General features: G+C 58.4%; 19 protein-coding genes and 1 pseudogene. 16 read left to right on the top strand and 4 right to left on the bottom strand.

Annotated elements, in window-relative coordinates:
- Positions 1-50 precede the first annotated feature (50 nt).
- The 3 genes from ASD54_RS17140 to ASD54_RS17130 form a co-directional block, all read right to left on the bottom strand.
- The gene (locus ASD54_RS17140) at positions 51-971 is read right to left on the bottom strand and encodes an ABC transporter permease (protein ID WP_062555823.1); all 921 of its coding nucleotides are present in this window, start codon (positions 969-971) and stop codon (positions 51-53) included.
- A complete protein-coding gene (locus ASD54_RS17135) occupies positions 964-1,974 on the bottom strand; it encodes an ABC transporter permease (protein WP_062555822.1) in 1,011 nt (336 codons plus the stop codon). Before ASD54_RS17135 ends, ASD54_RS17140 begins: the two co-directional genes overlap by 8 nt.
- Positions 1,975-2,048: 74 nt before the next feature.
- Positions 2,049-3,752 (bottom strand): peptide ABC transporter substrate-binding protein, encoded by a 1,704-nt coding sequence (locus ASD54_RS17130; RefSeq protein WP_062555821.1) that lies wholly within the window; start codon positions 3,750-3,752, stop codon positions 2,049-2,051.
- Positions 3,753-4,068: 316 nt separating this feature from the next.
- Here ASD54_RS17130 and ASD54_RS17125 point away from each other — a divergent pair, with 316 nt between their 5' ends.
- The 12 genes from ASD54_RS17125 (at position 4,069) to ASD54_RS17070 (ending at position 18,090) form a co-directional block, all read left to right on the top strand.
- Complete coding sequence (locus ASD54_RS17125) at positions 4,069-5,232, top strand: M20 aminoacylase family protein (protein WP_062555820.1); 1,164 nt, start codon at positions 4,069-4,071, stop codon at positions 5,230-5,232.
- 27 nt (positions 5,233-5,259) lie between these two features.
- On the top strand, positions 5,260-7,104 hold the full coding sequence (locus ASD54_RS17120; protein ID WP_062555819.1) for an ABC transporter ATP-binding protein: 1,845 nt from the start codon (positions 5,260-5,262) through the stop codon (positions 7,102-7,104).
- 129 nt (positions 7,105-7,233) lie between these two features.
- Entirely contained in the window at positions 7,234-8,187 is a 954-nt protein-coding gene (locus ASD54_RS17115) for a sugar-binding transcriptional regulator (RefSeq protein ID WP_062555818.1), read from the top strand.
- A 147-nt stretch (positions 8,188-8,334) separates the two neighbouring features.
- Positions 8,335-9,654 (top strand): sugar ABC transporter substrate-binding protein, encoded by a 1,320-nt coding sequence (locus ASD54_RS17110; RefSeq protein WP_062555817.1) that lies wholly within the window; start codon positions 8,335-8,337, stop codon positions 9,652-9,654.
- 240 nt (positions 9,655-9,894) lie between these two features.
- A complete protein-coding gene (locus ASD54_RS17105) occupies positions 9,895-10,767 on the top strand; it encodes a sugar ABC transporter permease (RefSeq protein WP_062555816.1) in 873 nt (290 codons plus the stop codon).
- A 3-nt stretch (positions 10,768-10,770) separates the two neighbouring features.
- Positions 10,771-11,601: a carbohydrate ABC transporter permease gene (locus ASD54_RS17100; protein ID WP_062555815.1), complete on the top strand. Its 831-nt coding sequence runs from the start codon at positions 10,771-10,773 to the stop codon at positions 11,599-11,601.
- Between the two features lie 26 nt (positions 11,602-11,627).
- Positions 11,628-12,626, top strand: a complete 999-nt coding sequence (locus ASD54_RS17095) for an ABC transporter ATP-binding protein (protein WP_062555814.1) — start codon at positions 11,628-11,630, stop codon at positions 12,624-12,626.
- Positions 12,623-13,399 carry an L-iditol 2-dehydrogenase gene (locus tag ASD54_RS17090; protein WP_062555813.1) on the top strand — a complete coding sequence of 259 codons (777 nt, stop codon included), beginning with the start codon at positions 12,623-12,625 and terminating at the stop codon, positions 13,397-13,399. The genes ASD54_RS17095 and ASD54_RS17090 overlap by 4 nt, the downstream gene beginning before the upstream one ends.
- A gap of 56 nt (positions 13,400-13,455) precedes the next feature.
- On the top strand, positions 13,456-14,937 hold the full coding sequence (locus tag ASD54_RS17085; protein WP_062555976.1) for a mannitol dehydrogenase family protein: 1,482 nt from the start codon (positions 13,456-13,458) through the stop codon (positions 14,935-14,937).
- Between the two features lie 9 nt (positions 14,938-14,946).
- Positions 14,947-15,633, top strand: a complete 687-nt coding sequence (locus ASD54_RS17080) for an HAD family hydrolase (RefSeq protein ID WP_062555812.1) — start codon at positions 14,947-14,949, stop codon at positions 15,631-15,633.
- Between the two features lie 52 nt (positions 15,634-15,685).
- Positions 15,686-17,266, top strand: coding sequence for an FGGY-family carbohydrate kinase (locus ASD54_RS17075; protein ID WP_062555811.1), 1,581 nt, complete (start codon positions 15,686-15,688; stop codon positions 17,264-17,266).
- Positions 17,267-17,340: 74 nt separating this feature from the next.
- Positions 17,341-18,090, top strand: coding sequence for a sulfate transporter family protein (locus ASD54_RS17070; protein ID WP_062555810.1), 750 nt, complete (start codon positions 17,341-17,343; stop codon positions 18,088-18,090).
- Here ASD54_RS17070 and nth read toward each other — a convergent pair.
- Complete coding sequence (gene nth, locus ASD54_RS17065) at positions 18,040-18,804, bottom strand: endonuclease III (protein ID WP_062555809.1); 765 nt, start codon at positions 18,802-18,804, stop codon at positions 18,040-18,042. The genes ASD54_RS17070 and nth overlap by 51 nt on opposite strands.
- Positions 18,805-18,854: 50 nt before the next feature.
- On the opposite strand from nth, the gene ASD54_RS17060 reads away from it, so the two are divergent.
- The 4 genes and pseudogenes from ASD54_RS17060 to ASD54_RS26225 form a co-directional block, all read left to right on the top strand.
- Entirely contained in the window at positions 18,855-19,349 is a 495-nt protein-coding gene (locus ASD54_RS17060) for a DUF2244 domain-containing protein (protein ID WP_062555808.1), read from the top strand.
- A gap of 80 nt (positions 19,350-19,429) precedes the next feature.
- Positions 19,430-20,314, top strand: a complete 885-nt coding sequence (locus ASD54_RS17055) for a bifunctional helix-turn-helix domain-containing protein/methylated-DNA--[protein]-cysteine S-methyltransferase (RefSeq protein ID WP_062555807.1) — start codon at positions 19,430-19,432, stop codon at positions 20,312-20,314.
- 41 nt (positions 20,315-20,355) lie between these two features.
- A complete protein-coding gene (locus ASD54_RS17050; protein ID WP_062555806.1) occupies positions 20,356-20,592 on the top strand; it encodes a ribbon-helix-helix protein, CopG family in 237 nt (78 codons plus the stop codon).
- A 2-nt stretch (positions 20,593-20,594) separates the two neighbouring features.
- Positions 20,595-20,855: pseudogene (locus ASD54_RS26225) on the top strand (type II toxin-antitoxin system RelE/ParE family toxin); the annotation flags it as partial.
- Between the last annotated feature and the right edge of the window lies 1 nt (position 20,856).

Below are 20,856 nucleotides of genomic sequence, written 5' to 3'. Positions count from 1 at the left end.
GTTGCTGGATGCAGATGCCCCGGCTCACCGGGGCACCGTCCAGGCTCGGCTCAACGAGCCTGCGTTCTCGGATCCAGCGCGTCTCGCACCGCATCGCCTACATAGTTGACGCTGAGCACGGTCAGGGAAATCGCGAGCCCTGGCCAGAAGACACGCGACGGCGTCAACTGCAGGAAGTTCGCCCCGTCAAACAAAAGACGGCCCCATGTCGGGAAGTCGGACGGAAAACCGAGACCGAGGAAGGATAGCGCAGACTCGGTGATAATCGCAGCCGCGATGCCAAGCGTTGCCGAAACCATGATGGAACTGAGCACGTTCGGCAGGATATGGCGCAGAACGATGCGGGATTCCCTCATGCCGCTGCTCTTCGCGGCGATGATGAATTCCTGGCTCTTTACTGCAAGCACGTCGCCACGAACGATACGGGCTGTGTGCATCCAGCTCGTCACGCCGATGACGAAGACGATCAGGATGAAAATGCCGGTCTCCGGTCCGAATGCTGCACGAAGAGTATCGCGAAACAGCATGATGATGACGAGCAGCAGCGGCAGAAGCGGTAGCGCCAGGAAAAGGTCCGTCAGACGCATCAAGGGGCCATCGAGCTTGCGGAAATAACCCGACAGGACGCCGACCAGCGTGCCAAGCAGCAAGGCAAGCAGCATCGCAGTCAATCCCACGGCGAGCGAGATCTGCCCGCCTGCCATGACCTGTGCCAGCATGTCATGACCGAGATTGTCCGTGCCGAACGGGTGCTTCCAGGAAGGCCCCTGGTTTTTTGCGCGGATGTCGATTTTGTTCGGATCTATCGTGTGAATGAAAGGACCGACATAGACGACAAGCAGGATGAAGGCGAAGACAATCAGGCCGGCCACGCCACCCTTGTGCTTTCGAAACTTTCTCCAGAACAGGATGGACGGTGTCTCGATCTCAGCCTTTGCGGTCACGGGCTGGTTGATGACGGCATCAGTCATAGCGAATCCTCGGATCAAGGATGCCGTAGAGAACATCGGCAATGAGGTTGAACAGCACGATCAGGACCGCGAATATGAAGGTGAGGGTCTGTACCAGTGGAATGTCTGCCCCCTGAACCGCTGTGATCAGCAATTGGCCGAGCCCGTTCACACGGAAGATCTGCTCGGTGATGATGGCGCCGGAGAAGATGGTCGGAACGCCCAGCGCGATGACCGTCACCACCGGGATCAAGCTGTTGCGCAGGACGTGCACAAGAAGGACCGCCTTTTCCTTCACGCCTTTCGCACGCGCCGTACGCACGTAATCCTGGCTGAGATTGTCCAGCATGGAGGCGCGAACGAAGCGAGCAATCTGGGAAGCGTTATAGAGCGCCAGAACCGTGACCGGCAGAACCATCTGCTTGACCTGCTGGACGAAGCTCGACCAGTCGTTGACGACCAGATTGGTGTCGTAGATCGACGGAAACCATTGCAGGTAGGAAGAGAAGATGACGATCAGCACGACGCCGGTAAAGAAGGTTGGCACCGAATAGCCGACCATGGTGACGAAGGTGCCGATCTGGTCAAAGATCGAATACTGGCGATAGGCGGAAATGACGCCGACTGGTATCGCTATCAGCACACCGAACAGATAGGCCATGCCGACGACCCAGAGGGTTTGCGGCATACGTTGTACAATGAGGTCGACCACCGGGCTGCGGGTCGCCCAGGAGAGCACGCGCATCCGTTCGCCATCGCCCACGGTGATTCCGGTCATCTGTTCGAAGATGTTGAGCGGCTCGTTGATGAAGAACTGCTTCAACCACAAGAGATAGCGGATGAGGAAAGGTTGATCGAGACCCATAGAGGCGCGGATCTGCTCACGCACTTCCGGCGGAATGGTCAGCGGCAGGTCGCCGAGCGGATCATTGGGCGCAAGATCAAGCAGCGCAAAAATGACGAAACTTATGACAAGCAGCGTCGGCACGGCGAACATAAGTCGCCGGATCGTATAGGTAAACATATGGCGGTCTCCAGACGCTTTTGGAGCAAGGAAAAGCGGGCCTCTCCCAAGGGACGAGGCCCGCTTTCACTCAATTACTTCTTACGAGACCAGTCTGCGGCATTCCAGAGTTCGGAATCCCAAGCATTCATCTTCACGCCGCTCAGCTTGACCGAGTGGGACGAAATCTGGCCGCGATGGATGAGCGGGATATGCGCACCCTCGGCGGTCAGCATGTCGTTGGCCTTCTTGGCGAGTTCGGCGCGCTTGCCGAGATCAGCCGTCTTGGAAAGCTCGGCAACGATCTTGTCGTATTCCGGGTTGCAGTAACGCGGAATGTTCTGACCCTGCCAACCGTTGGCTGGAGACGGGATCTTGTTGCACAGCCATTCTGCCAGATACTTTTCCGGATCCGTTCCGTCGAAGTTGTTCGTGTACATTTCCACGTCGGCATAGAACTTCTGGAAGGTATCCGGGCTTGCCGGGTCGCCGCCGAAGAAGACGGAGGCCGAGACGTTGCGCAGTTCGGATGCGACACCGATCTGCTGCCACCAATCCTTGACGAGCGCCTGCGTGCCCTGGCGAACCGAGTTGGTGGAAGTCTGGTAGAGGAAGGATAGCTTCACGCCGTCCTTGGCACGAATGCCATCGCCACCCTTCTTCCAGCCAGCCTGGTCGAGAAGTTTGTTGGCGCCTTCGATGTCCTGCTTCAGGCACCAGTCGTTGGCGGTCGAGACATAGGCATCGGGGGCCGGAACGATGTTGCAGGTCGGCTTTCCAGCTTCGCCGTAACCGGCTTCATCGATGATGTCGCGGTCGATGGCGATTGAGAGCGCCTTGCGAACCGCCGGATCGGAGAGTGCCGGATGCTTGCCGCCCTCGACGGTCGAACGCTTGTCGCCGAGCTTCGGATCAGGGTTCGTCCAGTTCAGGTTGATACGCTCGACCTGCGTTCCGAACGCCGTCACCAGCGTGCCTTTTCCAGCCTTGAGCATGGTCGCCAGGACTTCCGGCTCAACCTGCATGTTCCAGGCGTAGTCATATTCGCCGGTTTCCAGAACCGCGCGGGCCGCAGATGCGGCATCGCCGCCGCCCTTCAGGGTGACAGACGCAAAGGCAGGCTTGGCTGCATCGCGATAGTTGGCGTTGGCGGTGAAGGTGATGACGTCGTTCGGCTTGAATTCCTTGACGACGAAGGGGCCGGTGCCGATGGGGCCGAAGTTCGCGGATGTGCAGCCCGGAGCCTTGGCGCCGACGCAATCCTTGAACTGGGCCTTCTGGATGATCGGCTGCTGCGCGCCGACAAACGCACCATAGGGATAGTATTTCGGTTCTGCGAAGGAGACCTTGACCGTCAGAGGATCAACCGCTTCGACTTTGGTGATGCCTTCGAACTGTGCCTTCTGTGCGCAACCGCCATCTGGCGCCGTGCAGTACTGCCAGGTGAAGACCACATCCTCTGCCGTGAAGGCCGAGCCATCCGACCACTTCACGCCTGGCTTCAGCTTCCAGGTGATGCTCTTCATGTCCTTGGCGACGCCGCCATTGTCGACCGTCGGAATCTCGGTGACGAGCCACGGCGTCAGCTTGCCGGTTTCATCGTAGCGCGCCAGAGGCTCGATCGTGAGCGAGGCGCTGTAAACTTCCTTCGTGCCACCGGAAAGATATGGATTGAGGGTGGAAACAGCCTGCCAGAACAGGATCTTCAAGTCCCCGTCCGTCCCGCGCTGGGCATGTGCGACATTGGCAAAGGCCAATGCGGCCACCGTACCTGCCAACAGGATCTTTGTTCTCTTCATTGTTTTCCCCTTGAAGATTAAATTGATTATGGCTGCCATAGCCGCGACGCCAACCTTATGGGTCGCGCCGCATTCACATCCCGCTGTTTCCTCCCAGCCGAATGATGAATTCTTGTGTTTCTCCCGTCGCCTTGACGTTCATCCGGCCGACGTTTTCGCCATCCCGAACGACTATATGATCAAATTTTGAGCCATCTAAACACAAGCTCAAATAGCGTTCAAGAATGAAATTTGAAGCTTGCATTTATTATCACTTACGTCGCAATATCCCTGTCAACAATAAGGGAAACAGCTGAAATTATATGAGGTTGCAGTCATGCCAGTTCTCAATCGCGCCGCTGAAATGCAGGAAGAAGTCGCCGGCTGGCGTCGTCATCTTCATGAAAATCCGGAGCTTTTGTACGATGTTTTCAAGACGTCCGCTTTTGTCGCGGAGAAGCTGAAGGCCTTCGGTTGCGACGTTGTGGAAACCGGGATCGGCAAGACCGGTGTCGTGGGCATCATCAAGGGAACGCTGGGCGACGGGCCGACCATCGGCATGCGTGCGGACATGGATGCGCTGCCCATTCTGGAAAGTTCCGGCAAGCCATGGGCCTCCAAGGTCCCCGGCAAGGCGCATTCCTGCGGGCATGACGGTCATACGGCAATGCTTCTCGGGGCGGCGCAGTATCTGTGCGAGACGCGCCGCTTTGCCGGTTCCGTCGCTGTGATCTTCCAGCCAGCGGAAGAGGGCGGCGGCGGCGGTCTTGCCATGGTGCAGGACGGCATGATGGAGAAATTCGGCATCAAGGAAGTCTACGGCCTGCACAATACGCCAGGGGTTCCGTTGGGCGATTTCGCCATTCGCAAGGGCGGCGTCATGGCGGCGGCCGATACGTTCGAGATCACCATCAAGGGCAAAGGGAGCCACGCGGCGCAGCCGCATTTCTCCATCGATCCCGTGCTGACTTCGGCCTATGTCATCGTTGCACTTCAATCGATCGCATCGCGCGAAACGGATCCGCTGAAGTCCGTTGTCGTGTCCGTCACCACCGTCCACGGCGGTGACGCCTACAACGTGATCCCGATGGACGTGAAGCTGACGGGAACCGTGCGCACGCTCGATCCAGAGGTTCGCGAACTGGCGGCCAAGCGCGTGGTCGAGGTGGCGCAGGGAACCGCACTCGCCCATGGCGCGGTTGCAGAGGTCAACTATGTGCGCGGCTATCCGGTCACCGTCAATCATGCGGAAGAAACGGATTTTGCCGCATCAGTCGCGGCCAATGTTTCGGGCGAAAAGAGCGTCGAAACCGAGATGGCGCCAAAGATGGGCGCCGAGGATTTTTCCTACATGCTGGAGGCCCGACCGGGCGCCTTTATTTTCCTTGGAATAGGCGAGGGAGCCAATCTTCATCACCCGGCCTACGACTTCAATGACGAGGCCATTCCCTATGGCATAAGCTATTGGGTGACGTTGGCCGAAACCAAGCTCGCTGCCTGATCTGCGGTAGACCACAAGGAAAACTCCATGGCTAATTCTACCGAAAGTTCCCAGCAAAACGGCGTGGCAAAGCCGGTCCTGACTGTCGAGAACCTGACCACATCCTTCCGCGTCAATGGCGAGTGGAAGTCGGTCGTGCGCAATATGAGCTTTTCGATTGCGCCGCGCGAAACGGTCGCGATCGTTGGTGAGTCCGGCTCCGGCAAGAGCGTGACCTCTCTTTCCATCATGCGCCTTCTCCCAAAGGTCTCCAGCAAGATCGAGGGCCGCGTCCTGCTCGGTGGCAAGGAATTGCTATCGCTGCCGGAAGAGGAGATGCGCCAGGTTCGCGGCAATGACATCTCGATGATCTTCCAGGAACCGATGACGAGCCTCAATCCGATCTTTCCGATCGGAAAGCAGATCGCCGAAGCCCTGACGGTGCATCAGAACATCTCGGCGGCGGAGGCAAAGGCTGAGGTTATCCGGCTTCTGGAAAAGGTGCGAATCCCGAATGCGAAAGGCCGCTTCGACGAGTATCCGCACCAGTTTTCCGGCGGTATGCGCCAACGCGTGATGATTGCCATGGCGCTCGCCTCGAAGCCAAAGCTTCTGATCGCCGACGAGCCGACGACCGCACTCGACGTGACGATTCAGGGTCAGATCCTGGATCTGATCAAGGAATTGCAGGATGAGGAGGGCATGTCCGTTCTCTTCATCACGCATGACATGGGGGTCGTTGCAGAAATCGCTGACCGCACCATCGTCATGTTCCGCGGCGAACAGGTGGAGACGGGTGCCACGGACGACATCTTCCATCGTGGCCAGCATCCCTACACGCGCGCGCTCCTGGCGGCCGTTCCGCGTCTGGGCTCGATGAAGGATCGGCAGCTGCCACTGCGCTTCCCCATCATCGACGTTAAGTCCGGCGAGGCCCAGCCACTGGCCGAAGTGACCGATACCGTCGCCAAGACGAAGACCCCGATCCTCGAAGTTCGGGATCTGACCACTCGTTTTGCTATCCGCTCCGGGATCCTTGGCCGGCAGACAGGTGCCGTCCACGCGGTCGAGAAGGTTTCGTTCCAGTTGTTCGAGGGAGAAACACTGTCGCTGGTGGGCGAATCGGGCTGTGGCAAGTCGACCACGGGTCGCTCTGTCACCCGTCTTGTGGAGCCGACAGCCGGTCAGGTGATGGTCGATGGCTACAATGTCATGGGCCTCGACAGGACGACGCTTCGCACCATGCGCCGCTCGATCCAGATGGTTTTCCAGGATCCGTTCGCCAGCCTCAATCCGCGCATGAGCATTGGTTCGGCGGTTATGGAGCCGTATATCGAGCATAAGCTTGGCACAACCGCTCAGGCTCGCGACAAGGCTGCTGATCTTCTTGCCAAGGTTGGGCTCTCACCGGACATGATGCGGCGCTATCCGCACGAGTTTTCCGGTGGTCAGCGGCAGCGCATCGCGATTGCGCGCGCGCTGATGCTCGACCCGAAGGTTATCGTTGCCGATGAAGCGGTGTCCGCGCTCGATGTCTCCATCAAGGCGCAGGTATGCAACCTGTTGCTTGATTTGCAGCAAAGTCTCAATCTGGCCTATCTGTTCATCAGCCATGACATGGCGGTCGTGGAGCGGGTCAGCCATCGGGTGGCGGTGATGTATTTGGGTGAAATCGTCGAGATCGGGCCGCGCGCGGCAGTCTTTGAAAATCCCCAGCACCCCTACACGAAAAAGCTCATGGCGGCGGTCCCGGTTCCGGATCCATCCCGCAGAAGCATCAAGCGCAACCTGTCCACGGATGAGATCAAGAGCCCCGTGCGTCCGGCCGGATATGTTCCGCCCGTGCGCCAGTATCGCGAGATTTCCGAGGGGCACCTGGTTCAAGTCGACTGATCCGTCTTGTTCAGAATGATGCAAGGCCGCGCCGTTACGGTGCGGCCTTGTTGCAATTCGGTGCATGGCATTTGACATTCCATTGTCAAACATGCCAGCAGTGCCTGAGATCAGGGCGAGACTTCACACATGGCCAGGAAATCCGATACGCAAGGGCGGCTCGATGATGCAGCAAGAGCAGGTTGGCTCTACTACGTCGCGGGCAGAACGCAGGACGAGATTGCCGCCACAATGGGAATTTCCCGGCAATCGGCGCAGCGCCTAGTGTCTCTGGCTGTCGCGGAACGTCTCATCAAGGTTCGTGTCGACCATCCGATCGGTGTATGCCTCGAATATGGCGCTGCCCTTCAGAAGCGATATGGTCTGCAGCACATCGAAGTCGTTCCAAGCGATCCGGCTGCCACGTCCACGACGGTCGGCATAGCCGAAGCCGCGGCCGCGGAAATCGAGCGGTGGCTGAAGAAGGCAGATCCAATCGTTCTTGCGATCGGCACAGGACGGACGCTGAAAGCTGCCGTCGATCAACTCGAGCCGATGGAATGCCCGCAGCATCGCGTGGTCTCGCTGACCGGTAATATCGGACCCGATGGGTCCGCGGCCTATTACAACGTCATCTTCTCCATGGCGGATGCGATCAAGGCACGCCATTTTCCAATGCCTTTGCCCGTTCTCTGCTCTTCTGCCGAGGAGCGGGATGCGCTCCATCAGCAAAGCATTATTCAATCTACACTCAATATTGGTGCGGAAGCCGATGTAACCTTTGTTGGCGTTGGCGAACTGGGGGTCGATGCGCCGCTGTGTGTCGATGGCTTTCTGGCGCCCGACGAAATGACTGCGTTGATGCAGTCCGGTGCTGTTGGAGAAATCTGTGGCTGGGTGTTCGGACATGACGGTTTGCTTCTCGATCATCCGATCAACGAGCGCGTGGCCAGCGTTCCGATCCCACCACGGGACCGGTCGATCGTCATCGGTGTCGGTCTCGGAAAGCGCAAGGAGCAGGCTATCGCTGCGGCGCTGAAGGGCGGAATGATCAACGGTCTCATCACGGATGAGCGTACTGCTGAGCATTTGCTCAGGCGTTGATCTAAAATTTTTCACTAGAAAAATCACAGTGTTGAAGTGTTTTCGCTGCAATGCAGCGACGATAGCTGCTTGACATTTTTGCTCTAAAAGTGAGTAATTGCCCACGAGCAAAGCGAATGCTCGTTTTCGTTCTTCTGGGAGGAAGACATGACATTGAAGACCATTCTGCTTGGCGCGGTCTCTGCGCTGGCATTCTCCGGTATTGCATCTGCAGAAACGCTGACGATCGCGACCGTCAACAACGGCGACATGATCCGCATGCAGAAGCTGACGGATGAGTTCACCAAGAAAAACCCCGGCATCGACGTCAAATGGGTAACCCTTGAGGAAAATATTCTGCGTCAGAAGGTGACGACGGATGTGGCGACGAAGGGTGGCCAGTATGACGTGATGACCATCGGCATCTACGAAGCCCCGATCTGGGGCAAGCAGGGCTGGCTTGCGCCGCTCGACAAGCTTTCCAAGGATGCCGCCTACGATGCGAACGATCTGCTGCCGCCGATCCGTTCGGGTCTCACCGTTGATGGCAAGCTTTATGCCGCGCCCTTCTACGGCGAAAGCTCGATGGTCATGTACCGCAAGGACCTGTTCGACAAGGCCGGGCTGAAGATGCCGGATGCTCCGACGTGGGACTTCATTGCCGATGCGGCCCGCAAGATCACCGACAAGGGATCTGAGACCTATGGCATCTGCCTTCGCGGCAAAGCCGGTTGGGGCGAGAACATGGCCTTCCTGACGGCCACCTCGAACGCTTTCGGTGCCCGCTGGTTCGACGAGAACTGGAAGCCGCAGTTCGATCAGCCTGAGTGGAAGAAGACGCTCGACTTCTACGTCAAGCTTATGAAGGACGCTGGCCCTCCGGGCGCTTCCTCGAACGGCTTCAACGAAAACCTGGCGCTCTTCCAGACCGGCAAGTGCGGCATGTGGATCGACGCAACGGTTGCTGCTTCCTTCGTGACGAACCCGAAGGAAAGCAAGGTCGCCGACAAGGTTGGCTTCGCTCTGGCTCCCGATACCGGCATGGGCAAGCGTGGCAACTGGCTGTGGTCGTGGAACCTGGCAATCCCTGCAGGCTCCAAGAAGGTTGAAGCGGCAGAGAAGTTCATCGCCTGGGCAACCAGCAAGGACTATCTCAACCTCGTGGCCGAGAAGGAAGGCTGGGCGAACGTTCCTCCGGGCACGCGCACCTCGCTCTACCAGAACGCGGAGTACCAGAAGGCGGCTCCTTTCGCGAAGATGACGCTCGACAGCATCAACGCGGCTGACCCGAAGAAGCCGACCGTCAAGCCGGTTCCTTATGAAGGCGTGCAGTATGTGGCGATCCCCGAATTTCAGGCGATTGGCACGGCTGTCGGACAGCAGTTCTCTGCGGCTCTTGCCGGTCAGATGACGGTCGATCAGGCTCTGGCCAGCGCACAGCAGCTGACCGAGCGTGAAATGAAGAAGGCCGGTTACCCGAAGAAGTGATGGTTCGATGGGCCGCAGTTTCTGCGGCCCATCTCAGCCTGTTGACAAAGCGCCTTCAGCTTTTTCGTCATGCTCGGGCCTGTCCCGAGCATCTGCAACCAATTGAATATTGGACTTCAGTAGGTTCTCGGCTCGAGGCCGAGAATGACGTCGCGGTAGGAGGCAGGTTCGTCAGTAGTCTGCGGCCAACCCCTTACGCGACAGAACAGATCACAAACCAACCATCAAGAGGCGGCCAAAATGGCGACGACCCATACGCGTTCGGCTGCGCGGTTGATGATGGCTCCGTCCGTCATCCTGCTGTTTGCCTGGATGATCGTGCCACTTGGCATGACGATCTATTTCTCCCTGCTGCGCTACAACCTGCTGATGCCCGGTACGGAAGAATTCACCGGTCTGCTGAACTACGAGTTCTTCCTGACCGATCCGGCTTTCTTCGATGCGTTGAAGAATACGCTTCTCCTGGTCGGCGGCGTGCTTGCCATATCGGTGATCGGCGGAATTCTGATGGCGCTTCTGCTCGACCAGCCGATGTTCGGCCAGGGCATTGTGCGCATCCTGGTCATTGCGCCCTTTTTCATCATGCCAACGGTTGCGGCGCTGGTGTGGAAGAACATGTTCATGAACCCGGTCAACGGGCTGTTCGCATGGCTCTTCCGCCTGTTCGGCGCTGAACCGCTGGACTGGCTGGCTGTGGCACCGCTGACGTCCGTCGTCATCATTGTCGCGTGGCAGTGGCTGCCCTTTGCAACGCTGATCCTGCTGACGGCGCTTCAATCGCTTGACGAAGAGCAGAAAGAAGCCGCCGAAATGGACGGTGCCGGTCCCATTTCCAAATTCATCTACATCACGCTCCCACACATGGCCCGCGCCATCACGGTGGTGGTGCTGATCGAGACGATTTTCCTTCTGTCGGTCTTTGCCGAAATCCTCGTCACCACAAATGGCGGGCCGGGTACGCAGAGCACGAATATCACCTATCTCGTCTACACCCAGGCGCTTCTGCAGTTCGATGTGGGCGGAGCCTCTGCCGGTGGCATTGTCGCGGTCGTGCTGGCCAATATCGTTGCAATCTTCCTGATCCGCATGATCGGCAAGAATCTGGAGGCTTGATCCATGGCACGCAAAGTCTCTACCCAACGAAAAGTCGCCTTCACGGTGATGGCCTGGACCATCGGGTTCCTGATGTTCTTTCCGATCCTTTGGACCTTCCTCACCAGCTTCAAGTCGGAAGGCGATGCCATCGCTTCCCCTCCCGTCTTCCTTTTCTTCAACTGGACGATGGAGAACTACCACGAGGTGCAGAGCCGGTCGGACTACTTCAGCCATTTCTGGAATTCGGTGGTTATCTCGTTCGGCTCGACGCTGCTGGGTCTCCTCATTGCCATTCCTGCGGCCTGGGCCATGGCGTTCTCGCCGACCAAGCGCACCAAGGATGTGCTGATGTGGATGCTCTCCACCAAGATGATGCCGCCGGTTGGCGCCCTGATCCCGATCTATCTGATCTTCCGCGATGGCGGTCTGCTGGATAGCCGCATCGGGCTCGTGGTGGTGCTGACCTTGATCAACCTGCCGATCATCGTCTGGATGCTCTACACCTACTTCAAGGAAATCCCGGGCGAAATTCTGGAAGCTGCCCGCATGGATGGTGCCTCCCTCATGAAGGAAGTCATTTATGTCCTGACACCGATGGCGGTTCCCGGCATTGCCTCCACCTTGTTGCTCAACATCATTCTGGCCTGGAACGAAGCCTTCTGGACGTTGAACCTGACAACCTCGAACGCGGCTCCGCTCACCACATTCATCGCCTCCTATTCCAGCCCCGAAGGTCTTTTCTACGCAAAGCTCTCTGCTGCCTCGACCATGGCGATCGCACCGATCGTCATCCTCGGATGGTTCAGCCAGAAGCAGCTCGTGCGCGGCCTGACCTTTGGCGCCGTGAAGTAGTCGGCCGTTATTCAAGGAAAACGAAGATGGGTTCCATTACTCTTCGCAGCGTCTCCAAGGTCTTTGGCGAAGCCAAGGTCATTCCCTCGATCGACCTGCAGATCAACGAGGGCGAGTTCGTGGTGTTCGTCGGCCCTTCCGGCTGCGGCAAGTCCACCCTGTTGCGCCTGATTGCCGGTCTGGAAGATGTGTCCGGCGGCGAGATTGTCATCGATGGGCAGAACGCGACGGAACTGCCGCCGGCAAAGCGCGGTCTTGCCATGGTATTCCAGTCCTATGCGCTCTACCCGCACATGAGCGTGCGTTCCAACATCGCCTTCCCGCTGAAGATGGCGGGTATGGACAAGGGCGAGATCGACCGCAAGGTGTCCGACGCGGCGCGTGTTCTGAACCTTACCGATTATCTGGAGCGCAAGCCGCGTCAGCTGTCTGGCGGGCAGCGCCAGCGCGTCGCGATCGGTCGTGCCATCGTGCGTCAGCCGAAAGCCTTCCTGTTCGATGAGCCGCTGTCGAACCTCGATGCGGCGCTGCGTGTCAACATGCGTCTCGAGATCAGTGAGCTGCATCAGCAGCTCAAGACCACGATGATCTACGTGACGCACGACCAGGTGGAAGCCATGACCATGGCCGACAAGATCGTCGTGCTCAATCGCGGCAATATCGAGCAGGTCGGCTCTCCCCTGGAGCTCTACCGCAAACCGGCCAATCTGTTCGTCGCAGGCTTCATCGGGTCTCCGCGCATGAACCTCATCGAAGGCAAGTTTGCTCAGGCCAATGGTGCGAAGACGGTCGGCATCCGCCCGGAGCACATCGGTCTTTCGCGTGACAGCGGATTTTGGGAAGGCACGGTCACCATCGCCGAGCATCTGGGTTCGGACACGTTCATGCATATCGAGGTTCCCGAGGTCGGAACCGTAACGGCCCGTGCCGGTGGCGAGTTTGGCGTTCGCCACGGTGACCGCGTCTACCTGACGCCGGATGAAACCAAGCTGCATCGCTTCAACGACAGGGGGCTTGCGCTATGACGGGTCGTCTTCAGGGCAAATCTGCCATCATCACCGGCTCGGCACGGGGCATCGGGCGTGCTTTCGCGGAGGCCTATGCGCGCGAGGGTGCAACGGTTGCCATCGCCGATATCAATCTGGAGCGCGCGACCGAGACGGCCAACGAAATCGGTGCTCAAGCCTATGCGGTGCATCTTGATGTTACGCGTCAGGGCAGCATCGATGAAGCCGTAAAGGCGGTCGAGGCGAAAACGGGCGGCGTCGATATTCTCATCAACAATGCGGCGCTGTTTGATCTGGCGCCCATCGTCGAGATCACCCGGCAGAGCTACGAGACGCTGTTTTCGATCAATGTCGCCGGTTCGCTGTTCATGCTGCAGGCGGTTGCCAGAAGCATGATCGCCCGCGGGCAGGGCGGCAAGATCATTAACATGGCAAGCCAGGCAGGCCGACGGGGCGAAGCGCTGGTCGGTGTCTATTGTGCCACCAAGGCGGCAATCATTTCTCTGACGCAATCGGCAGGGCTCGATCTGATCAAGCACGGCATCAATGTCAACGCAATTGCCCCGGGGGTGGTCGATGGCGAGCATTGGGACGGCGTCGACGCGCATTTCGCCAGATATGAAAATCGTCCGCTCGGCGAAAAGAAGCGGCTGGTGGGAGAGGCGGTGCCTTTCGGTCGCATGGGCCGCGCCGAAGACCTGACCGGCATGGCCATTTTCCTGGCTTCTCCCGAGGCAGATTACATCGTCGCCCAGACATACAATGTCGACGGCGGCAACTGGATGAGTTGATCGCTGATGCTAGCGATCAGCCTCTTCAATTTCTGGGATCCTTCGAGGACCGAACGATGACTGTGAAACTTTCTCTTTCCACGCTTGCCGATGCCGGCAAAACCGCCACTGTTCCGGGCTATGATCCGGGTCATCTCTCCGCGGGCATTCTGCATTTCGGTGTCGGAAACTTCCATCGTGCCCATCAGGCGGTCTATCTGGACGATCTGTTCAATCTTGGCCGGGACCATGACTGGGCCATCCTTGGAGCAGGCGTCCTGCCGTCCGACCAGGCCATGCGCGACAAGCTGGCAGAGCAGGATTTCCTGACTACCGTCGTTGAGCAGGACAATAACAAGACTGGCGCACGGATTACGGCGCCGATGGTCGATATCCTGCCTGTCGGAGATTCTGGCGCCATTGTCGCAGCCCTGGCCGATCCGAAGATCCGGATCGTTTCAATGACCATCACCGAAGGCGGATACTTCATCGATGCCGAGGGCCATTTCAATCCGGCCCATCCAGCCATCGTTGCGGACAGCCAGAACCTCGCTCAGCCGAAGACGGTGTTCGGGCTGATCATCGCCGGTCTGAAGCTGCGGCGGGAGAAGGGCATCGCTCCCTTCACGGTCATGTCTTGCGACAACATTCCGGGCAATGGCCACGTGACGGAAAATACCGTCTGCGGTCTGGCCCGTCTCTCCGATCCGGCCTTTGCCGACTGGATCCATCAGAACGTCGCGTTTCCAAACTCCATGGTGGACCGCATTACGCCTGCGACCGGCAAGCGCGAGATCGACCTTCTGAACCACGAATTCGGCATTGACGACAACTGGCCTGTCTTCTGCGAGGAATTCAAGCAGTGGGTGATGGAGGATAATTTCCCCGCAGGTCGTCCGGCGCTGGAAAAAGTGGGTGTGCAATTCGTAGCCGACGTTGCCCCCTACGAGCTGATGAAGATCCGCATCCTGAACGGTGGCCATGCGGCGATTGCCTATCCGGCAGCGCTTCTCGACATTCATTTCGTACATGAAGCGATGGAGCATCCGCTGATCCGGGCCTTCCTTGCCAAGCTGGAACGCGAGGAGATCATTCCCATCGTACCGCCGGTGCCCGATACGGATCTCAACGACTATTACCAACTGATCGAGCGGCGTTTTCTCAACCCGAAGATTGGCGACACCATTCCGCGCCTCGCTCAGGATGGATCCAACCGCCAGCCAAAATTCATTCTGCCTTCCACCGTAGACCGTTTGAGGCAGGGGCAGGATATCGTCGGGCTGTCATTGGTTTCAGCCCTCTGGTGCCGATACTTTGCCGGAACGACGGACAGTGGCAAGCCGATCGTCTTCAACGATGCGAGCGCGGAAAAACTTCAAGCGGCAGCGCTTGAGGCGAAAGACAATCCGGATGCCTTCCTGACTTTTGACGAGATCTTCGGGGCGGTGTCCGGTTCCGAGCATTTCCGGAGCCGTTTTGCGCATGCCTTGAAGACGCTGTGGACGAAGGGGACTGCGGAGACACTTAAGCTCTATCTTGATGATCGCCTGGTGAGCTAATCTTGCGCGATGACGAACACGCGCGAACCCTTGTTGATCTTCGACTGTGACGGTGTGCTGGTGGATAGCGAACCGCTTTCCATCCGCGTGCTTCTGGATACGGTGGCTGCGCATGGCGGCCATCTGACCGAGACCGAAGCCTATCAACGATTTCTCGGGCGCAGCATGGCAACGCTGGTTTCTGTGCTGGATACGGATTTCGACATCCGTGCCGATGCCGCATTTCTGGAGCGGATGCGGCGAGACCTCTACGCGCGGTTCGAGAAGGAGTTACAGCCGATTGCTGGCATAGCGGAGGTTATTGCGCAGTTGCCCTGGCGCAAATGCGTTGCGTCCTCAAGCCAGCCCGAACGCATTCGCCTGTCGCTTGATCTGACGGGGCTGAGGGAGCATCTCGAACCGTATATTTTCAGCGCCACGATGGTCAAAAACGGAAAGCCGGCGCCTGATCTTTTTCTTCATGCGGCAAAAGAAATGGGCGTAGATCCGCTGTGCTGCATCGTGGTGGAGGACAGTCCGGCGGGTATTATTGCGGCGCAGCGGGCAGGCATGAAAGTCTTTGCCTTCACCGGCGGATCGCATGCCGATCGGGAGGATTATCGCACCGAGATTTCCGCACTCAAGCCGACCGTCATATTTGACGACATGGCCGATTTGATCCACCTTGTCGAAAAAGAATGTGAGGCTCGAGCCTGAGTTCGACATGCGGACGAGGGTGCTGGCCCAACGGGATGGAAAGCAAAGCCTGATGCGGGAGTATCTGGTCGCGGTCGATATAGGTACGACCAGTGCGCGCGCAGGCATTTTCAGCCGTGACGGCCGCATGCTGGCCAAGGCGCGTCACCCGATCGAAATGCGAAGGGGACCGGCCGATTTTGCCGAACATGATTCCGAAGACATTTGGCGTGCAACCTGCTCTGCCGTGCGTCAGGCATTGTCCGCCTCCGGCGTAAAAGCCTCTCAGATTGCGGGTCTGGGGTTCGACGCAACCTGTTCACTCGTCATACGCGATAGCCAGGGCGCGCCGCTTTCCGTTTCCGAAACGGGCGATCCGCGTTTCGATACAATTGTCTGGCTCGACCATCGTGCCGTGGCTGAAGCCGAAGAAATGAATGCAACAGGCCATCCGGTTCTCGATCATGTCGGCGGCTCTCTCTCGCCGGAAATGCAGATCCCGAAGCTGATGTGGTTCAAGCGGTACATGCCGCAGCAATGGCAGAAGTCTGGCTTCTTCTTCGATCTTGCCGATTTCATGACCTGGCGTGCGACGGGATCTGCCGCGCGTTCGCGCAGCACGCTGACCGCGAAATGGAATTATCTGGCGCACGAGCCAGAGGGATGGAACACCAGTTTTCTGGCCCTGGCCGGGCTGGAGGATTTTCGCGACAAGGGGAACCTTCCAGATCGAAGTGCCGGACCCGGCGAGGCAATCGGCCATCTAAGCGCGCACGCGGCGCAGGAGCTTGGCCTCGATCAGGGTTGCGTTGTCGCCGCCGGACTGATCGACGCCTATGCAGGCGGTCTTGGCCTTCTTGCCGGAGTGCTGGCCGATGACGACGCGCTGGAGCGGAACGCTGCACTCATCGGCGGAACATCAAGCTGTCTTGTCGCCTTTTCAAGGACAGAACGTCATGGTTCGTCGCTCTGGGGACCATTTTTTGAAGCGGCGCTTGACCGTTTCTGGCTGGTGGAAGGGAGCCAGTCCGCGACGGGAGCTCTTCTCGATCACATCGTGCGAATGCATGCCAGTGGCGGCGAACCGGATGCGGCGCGCCATCAGGCCATCATCGACCGCATCATCGTGTTGAGGCAGCGGGAAGGCGATCGGTTCGGAGAAGGCCTGCATGTTCTTCCGGACTTCCACGGAAATCGTTCTCCTCTTGCCAATCCGCGTGCAACTGGCGTGATGAGCGGGCTGACGCTCGATACGAGTTTCGACGGTCTGTGCCGGATCTACTGGCGCACCTGTGTGGCGCTGGTTCTCGGCCTTCGGCATATTCTCGATGCGATGGAAGCGATCGGTTATCGTTTCGACATGCTGCATGCCGGGGGTGGTCACATTCATAACCCACTGCTTGTGGAGCTTTATGCGGATGTGACGGGGCGTTCCATCCGCATTCCCCATGCGCCGGATGCGGTGCTTCTGGGCTCCGCCATGGCGGCATCCGTGGCAGCCGGGATGAATGCAACGATGGCAGATGCTGGCAGAGCCATGGATCAGGGCGGAACGATCCGGCGGTGCGATCCTGCACGCAGAGATGTTTATGAGCGGGACTACCGGCGCTTCATGGCCATGCATCGTCATCGTGCCGAGCTGGAAGGGATTTGAAACAGCAGGCTTCACCGCTTGTTTGAAAAATCTCCGCCTCCTACATGGGTGGTAACAAAAGGAGCCGCCGACCCATGATCTTAGAAGCCGCGCGACTGTCGCTCGTAAACCTTTTTGCGCCGGAAACACGCTCCGTGTTCTGGAAGGTCCTTGGCTTGACGATCCTGGTGCTGATCGGCCTATGGTTTGCCCTGCGCGAGATCTTCGCCCTCTATATCTGGCCCTATTTTGCGCAGCTGATGCCAACCGTGCCGGACTGGGCAGGCTGGCTGACTTTCCTATTCGCCATCGTGGCCGGGATCGGTCTGGCACTCGGGCTTGCTCTTTTAATCGCGCCTATCACAGCGCTGATCGCCGGTCTGTTTCTGGATGATGTGGCAGAGGTTGTCGAGAAGCGGGACTATGCCTCAGATACACCCGGTACGGCCCTACCGCTTGGCCGCGCCATTCTGGAATCCGTGCAATTTCTCGGAGTTGTCATCGTCGGCAATATCATCGCCCTGTTTCTGCTGTTCATTCCAGGCGTCAATCTTGTCGCCTTCTTCCTCGTGAACGGTTACCTGCTGGGGCGTGAATTCTTCGAATTCGCCGCCATGCGCTTTCGCACACCGCCGGAAGCCAAGGCCTTTCGCCAGAAACATAAAGGTACGGTGTTTCTGGCGGGCCTTTTGATCGCAGCATTCCTGGCTATTCCCTTCGTCAATCTGCTGACGCCCCTGTTTGCGGCGGGCCTGATGGCCCACCTTCACAAGGCGATCAGCCGCCGCGATCCGTCATTCACTCTCGTCGGCCAGACTGGAAGCGCCAATCATCTGCGCGGGTAATTCCTCAAGGATAGCTGGAATATCGTTTGTCTTGGCGGGATAGCGGCAGAGATCCGCAATGACGCAAGTTTCGCATTCCGGCTTGCGCGCCTTGCAGGTGTAGCGACCATGCAGGATCAGCCAGTGATGCGCGTGGAAAAGATAATCCTTCGGGATCACCCGCAGCAGGTTTTCCTCCACTGCATCCGGGGTCGTGCCCGGAGCCAGCTTGATGCGGTTGGCGATGCGGAAAACATGAGTATCGACGGCCAATGTTGGAATGCCGAAGGCCATGGACATGACGACGTTGGCCGTCTTTCGACCTACGCCCGGCAGGCGCATCAATTCCTCACGCGTCTTTGGCACTTGACTATCGAATTCATCAATCAGCATTCGACAGAGCGCGATGACGTTTTTTGCCTTGTTACGATAAAGTCCAATCGTCTTGATATGCTCGATGACGCCGTCTTCGCCAAGCGCGAGCATTTTTTCCGGCGTATCGGCAATCTGGAACAGTTTGCGCGTGGCGCGATTGACCCCGACATCGGTTGCCTGCGCGGACAGAGCAACGGCTACCACGAGTGTAAACGGGTTCACATGTTCCAGTTCGCCCTTCGGTTCCGGCCTCTGGATCGAGAACCTGCGGAAGATCTCTTCCAGCTCTGCCTTGTTGTAGGCAGTGCGGGCGTGTCTGCGGCTTCTCGCCGCGCCATTTGACTTTTGTCTGGTTTGCATGTGGATTAGGTTTCAAGAGTTGCCATATGGCTTGTATCGCAAGGCAGAGGATGGAAGGCAACGTGCAGGCGACAGAAGAACAACCGGTTTTTGCCGCAGAACTCACTCCGTATCGCTCCCTTGGGCCACGGGGTTTCCGCATCATGCTGGCCATCAGCGGCGCCATTTGCATGCTGCATGCGATCTTCTTCCTTGCGACGGGGGCCTGGCCGATCGGGCTTTTCTTCGGCCTGGATTTCCTTTTGCTATGGGGCGCTTTCCTGCTGAACTATCGGTCAGGGCGCGCGCGCGAAGAGGTGACCGTCTCGCGGACCAGTGTTTCCGTCCGCAAATTTTCGCCTGCCGGGCGCGTGGTCGAGCACAGCTTCAATCCTTTCTGGGCACGGTTTCGGGTGCGGCGCCACCACGAATACGGCATTACCTCCATGCATGTGACGGGAGAGGGACGGCATACGGATATCGGATCCTTCCTGAACCCTGATGACCGGGAAAGCTTTGCCAAGGCATTTCGTGGCGCTCTTGCGACGGTGAAGCAGCGGATTTGATCTGCCTTGATCTACGCAAGAAACGGGTGGCGTGCAGCGCGCCGGCGTGATGAATTGCGCCGACGAAGAGGAATGTTGCCATGAACGCATTTTCGCCCGTGCCCGAAACGGCCACTGATATTACGCTCTCTGGCGAGGACTATGCCATCGTCAAGCAGGTCATCGAACTGATCACTATTGACTATCGCGAACAGCCATCGCTGGACGCGATCGCAGCGGAACTCGGCCAATCGCCCACGCAATTGCAGAAGGTGTTCACGCGTTGGGCGGGCCTTTCGCCTAAGGCCTTTCTGCAGGCAGTGACGCTGGACCACGCCAAACGGCTGCTGCATCAGGAGGAGCTTCCGCTTCTGGAAACCTCTCTGGAGGTTGGCCTGTCGGGACCTAGCCGACTGCACGATCTTTTCGTGACGCACGAGGCTATGAGCCCGGGAGAGTGGAAGGCGAAAGGCGGTGGACTGACCATGCGCTATGGCTTCCATCCGTCACCCTTCGGGCTGGCGCTAGTGATGGTTACGGATCGGGGGCTTGCGGGGCTGGCCTTTGCGGATGATGAGGGTGGACGCGATGCCTGCTTTCACGACATGGCACGACGCTGGCCGAATGCACATTACGTTCAGGATTCTGACGCGACCGCGCCCTATATTTCCCGGGTTTTCGACGCTCGGCGATGGGCCTGCGAAGAGCCGTTGCGCGTGGTTCTCATTGGGTCGGATTTCCAGATCCGGGTCTGGCAAAGCCTGTTGAAAATACCCTTCGGCAAGGCTGTGACCTATTCCGATGTGGCGCGCGATATAGGTCAGCCGACAGCCAGCCGCGCAGTGGGAGCTGCCATCGGGCGCAACCCCATCTCCTTCGTGGTGCCCTGCCATCGGGCGCTCGGCAAAAGCGGCGCTCTGACCGGCTATCACTGGGGCCTTACGCGCAAGCGCGCCATTCTCGGCTGGGAAGCGGGGAAGGGGTGAGGGAACTTGATGCAGCGGTTCTCTTGTGAGATCATTCGACGATGAAGAGCAGTATTGAACTTTCTGACGATATCAGCCGCCGCATCGATCTCTTGGCGGAGCGCTCGCGGCTTACCAGAAGTCAAATCATTGAAGACGCTCTCGCCAATGGCCGGTCTCTTGCCTGGCAGGAGCGTTGGATCGCGGGAGTTCAATCTGGCCTTGACGAGGCGGACAGTGGAGAGTTCGCATCCGAGGATGAGATTTCTCGTGTACTGACCAAGTATGATCCGGTTTGAGCGTGAAAATCGTCTGGACGCGGCGTTACCTTCGCGAGCTTGAGGCGATCGGTGATTTTGTGGCTGAGCGCAATCCCCGTGCTGCCGCGCAGCTCGTTCGAGTGATCCACTCGCGGATCGAACAGCTGCTGTCCAACAATCCATTTGCTGGTCGTATCGGAGAGATTCCGGGAACGAGGGAACTCGTCATAAGCGCAACGTCTTATATCGTCGCTTACCGTGTTAACGAGGAAGCGGTCGAAATATTGTTTGTTCAACATGGCG

The organism is Rhizobium sp. Root149, from assembly GCF_001427345.1.
Classification (GTDB): domain Bacteria; phylum Pseudomonadota; class Alphaproteobacteria; order Rhizobiales; family Rhizobiaceae; genus Neorhizobium; species Neorhizobium rhizoryzae.
Note: the sequence above shows the minus strand (reverse complement) of the source record. Positions and strands in the feature narration are given on the sequence as shown.

Excerpts from the sequence above, each read along its gene's own strand:
- ASD54_RS17140 (WP_062555823.1), bottom strand. The coding sequence starts at position 971 with ATGACTGATGCCGTCATCAACCAGCCCGTGACCGCAAAGGCTGAGATC.
- ASD54_RS17080 (WP_062555812.1), top strand. The coding sequence starts at position 14,947 with ATGACGAACACGCGCGAACCCTTGTTGATCTTCGACTGTGACGGTGTG.
- ASD54_RS17075 (WP_062555811.1), top strand. The coding sequence starts at position 15,686 with ATGCGGGAGTATCTGGTCGCGGTCGATATAGGTACGACCAGTGCGCGC.
- ASD54_RS17055 (WP_062555807.1), top strand. The coding sequence starts at position 19,430 with ATGAACGCATTTTCGCCCGTGCCCGAAACGGCCACTGATATTACGCTC.
- ASD54_RS17135 (WP_062555822.1), bottom strand. The coding sequence starts at position 1,974 with ATGTTTACCTATACGATCCGGCGACTTATGTTCGCCGTGCCGACGCTG.
- ASD54_RS17070 (WP_062555810.1), top strand. The coding sequence starts at position 17,341 with ATGATCTTAGAAGCCGCGCGACTGTCGCTCGTAAACCTTTTTGCGCCG.
- ASD54_RS17120 (WP_062555819.1), top strand. The coding sequence starts at position 5,260 with ATGGCTAATTCTACCGAAAGTTCCCAGCAAAACGGCGTGGCAAAGCCG.
- ASD54_RS17125 (WP_062555820.1), top strand. The coding sequence starts at position 4,069 with ATGCCAGTTCTCAATCGCGCCGCTGAAATGCAGGAAGAAGTCGCCGGC.
- ASD54_RS17090 (WP_062555813.1), top strand. The coding sequence starts at position 12,623 with ATGACGGGTCGTCTTCAGGGCAAATCTGCCATCATCACCGGCTCGGCA.
- ASD54_RS17110 (WP_062555817.1), top strand. The coding sequence starts at position 8,335 with ATGACATTGAAGACCATTCTGCTTGGCGCGGTCTCTGCGCTGGCATTC.
- ASD54_RS17060 (WP_062555808.1), top strand. The coding sequence starts at position 18,855 with ATGGAAGGCAACGTGCAGGCGACAGAAGAACAACCGGTTTTTGCCGCA.
- ASD54_RS17095 (WP_062555814.1), top strand. The coding sequence starts at position 11,628 with ATGGGTTCCATTACTCTTCGCAGCGTCTCCAAGGTCTTTGGCGAAGCC.
- ASD54_RS17115 (WP_062555818.1), top strand. The coding sequence starts at position 7,234 with ATGGCCAGGAAATCCGATACGCAAGGGCGGCTCGATGATGCAGCAAGA.
- ASD54_RS17105 (WP_062555816.1), top strand. The coding sequence starts at position 9,895 with ATGGCGACGACCCATACGCGTTCGGCTGCGCGGTTGATGATGGCTCCG.
- ASD54_RS17050 (WP_062555806.1), top strand. The coding sequence starts at position 20,356 with ATGAAGAGCAGTATTGAACTTTCTGACGATATCAGCCGCCGCATCGAT.
- ASD54_RS17130 (WP_062555821.1), bottom strand. The coding sequence starts at position 3,752 with ATGAAGAGAACAAAGATCCTGTTGGCAGGTACGGTGGCCGCATTGGCC.
- nth (WP_062555809.1), bottom strand. The coding sequence starts at position 18,804 with ATGCAAACCAGACAAAAGTCAAATGGCGCGGCGAGAAGCCGCAGACAC.
- ASD54_RS17100 (WP_062555815.1), top strand. The coding sequence starts at position 10,771 with ATGGCACGCAAAGTCTCTACCCAACGAAAAGTCGCCTTCACGGTGATG.
- ASD54_RS17085 (WP_062555976.1), top strand. The coding sequence starts at position 13,456 with ATGACTGTGAAACTTTCTCTTTCCACGCTTGCCGATGCCGGCAAAACC.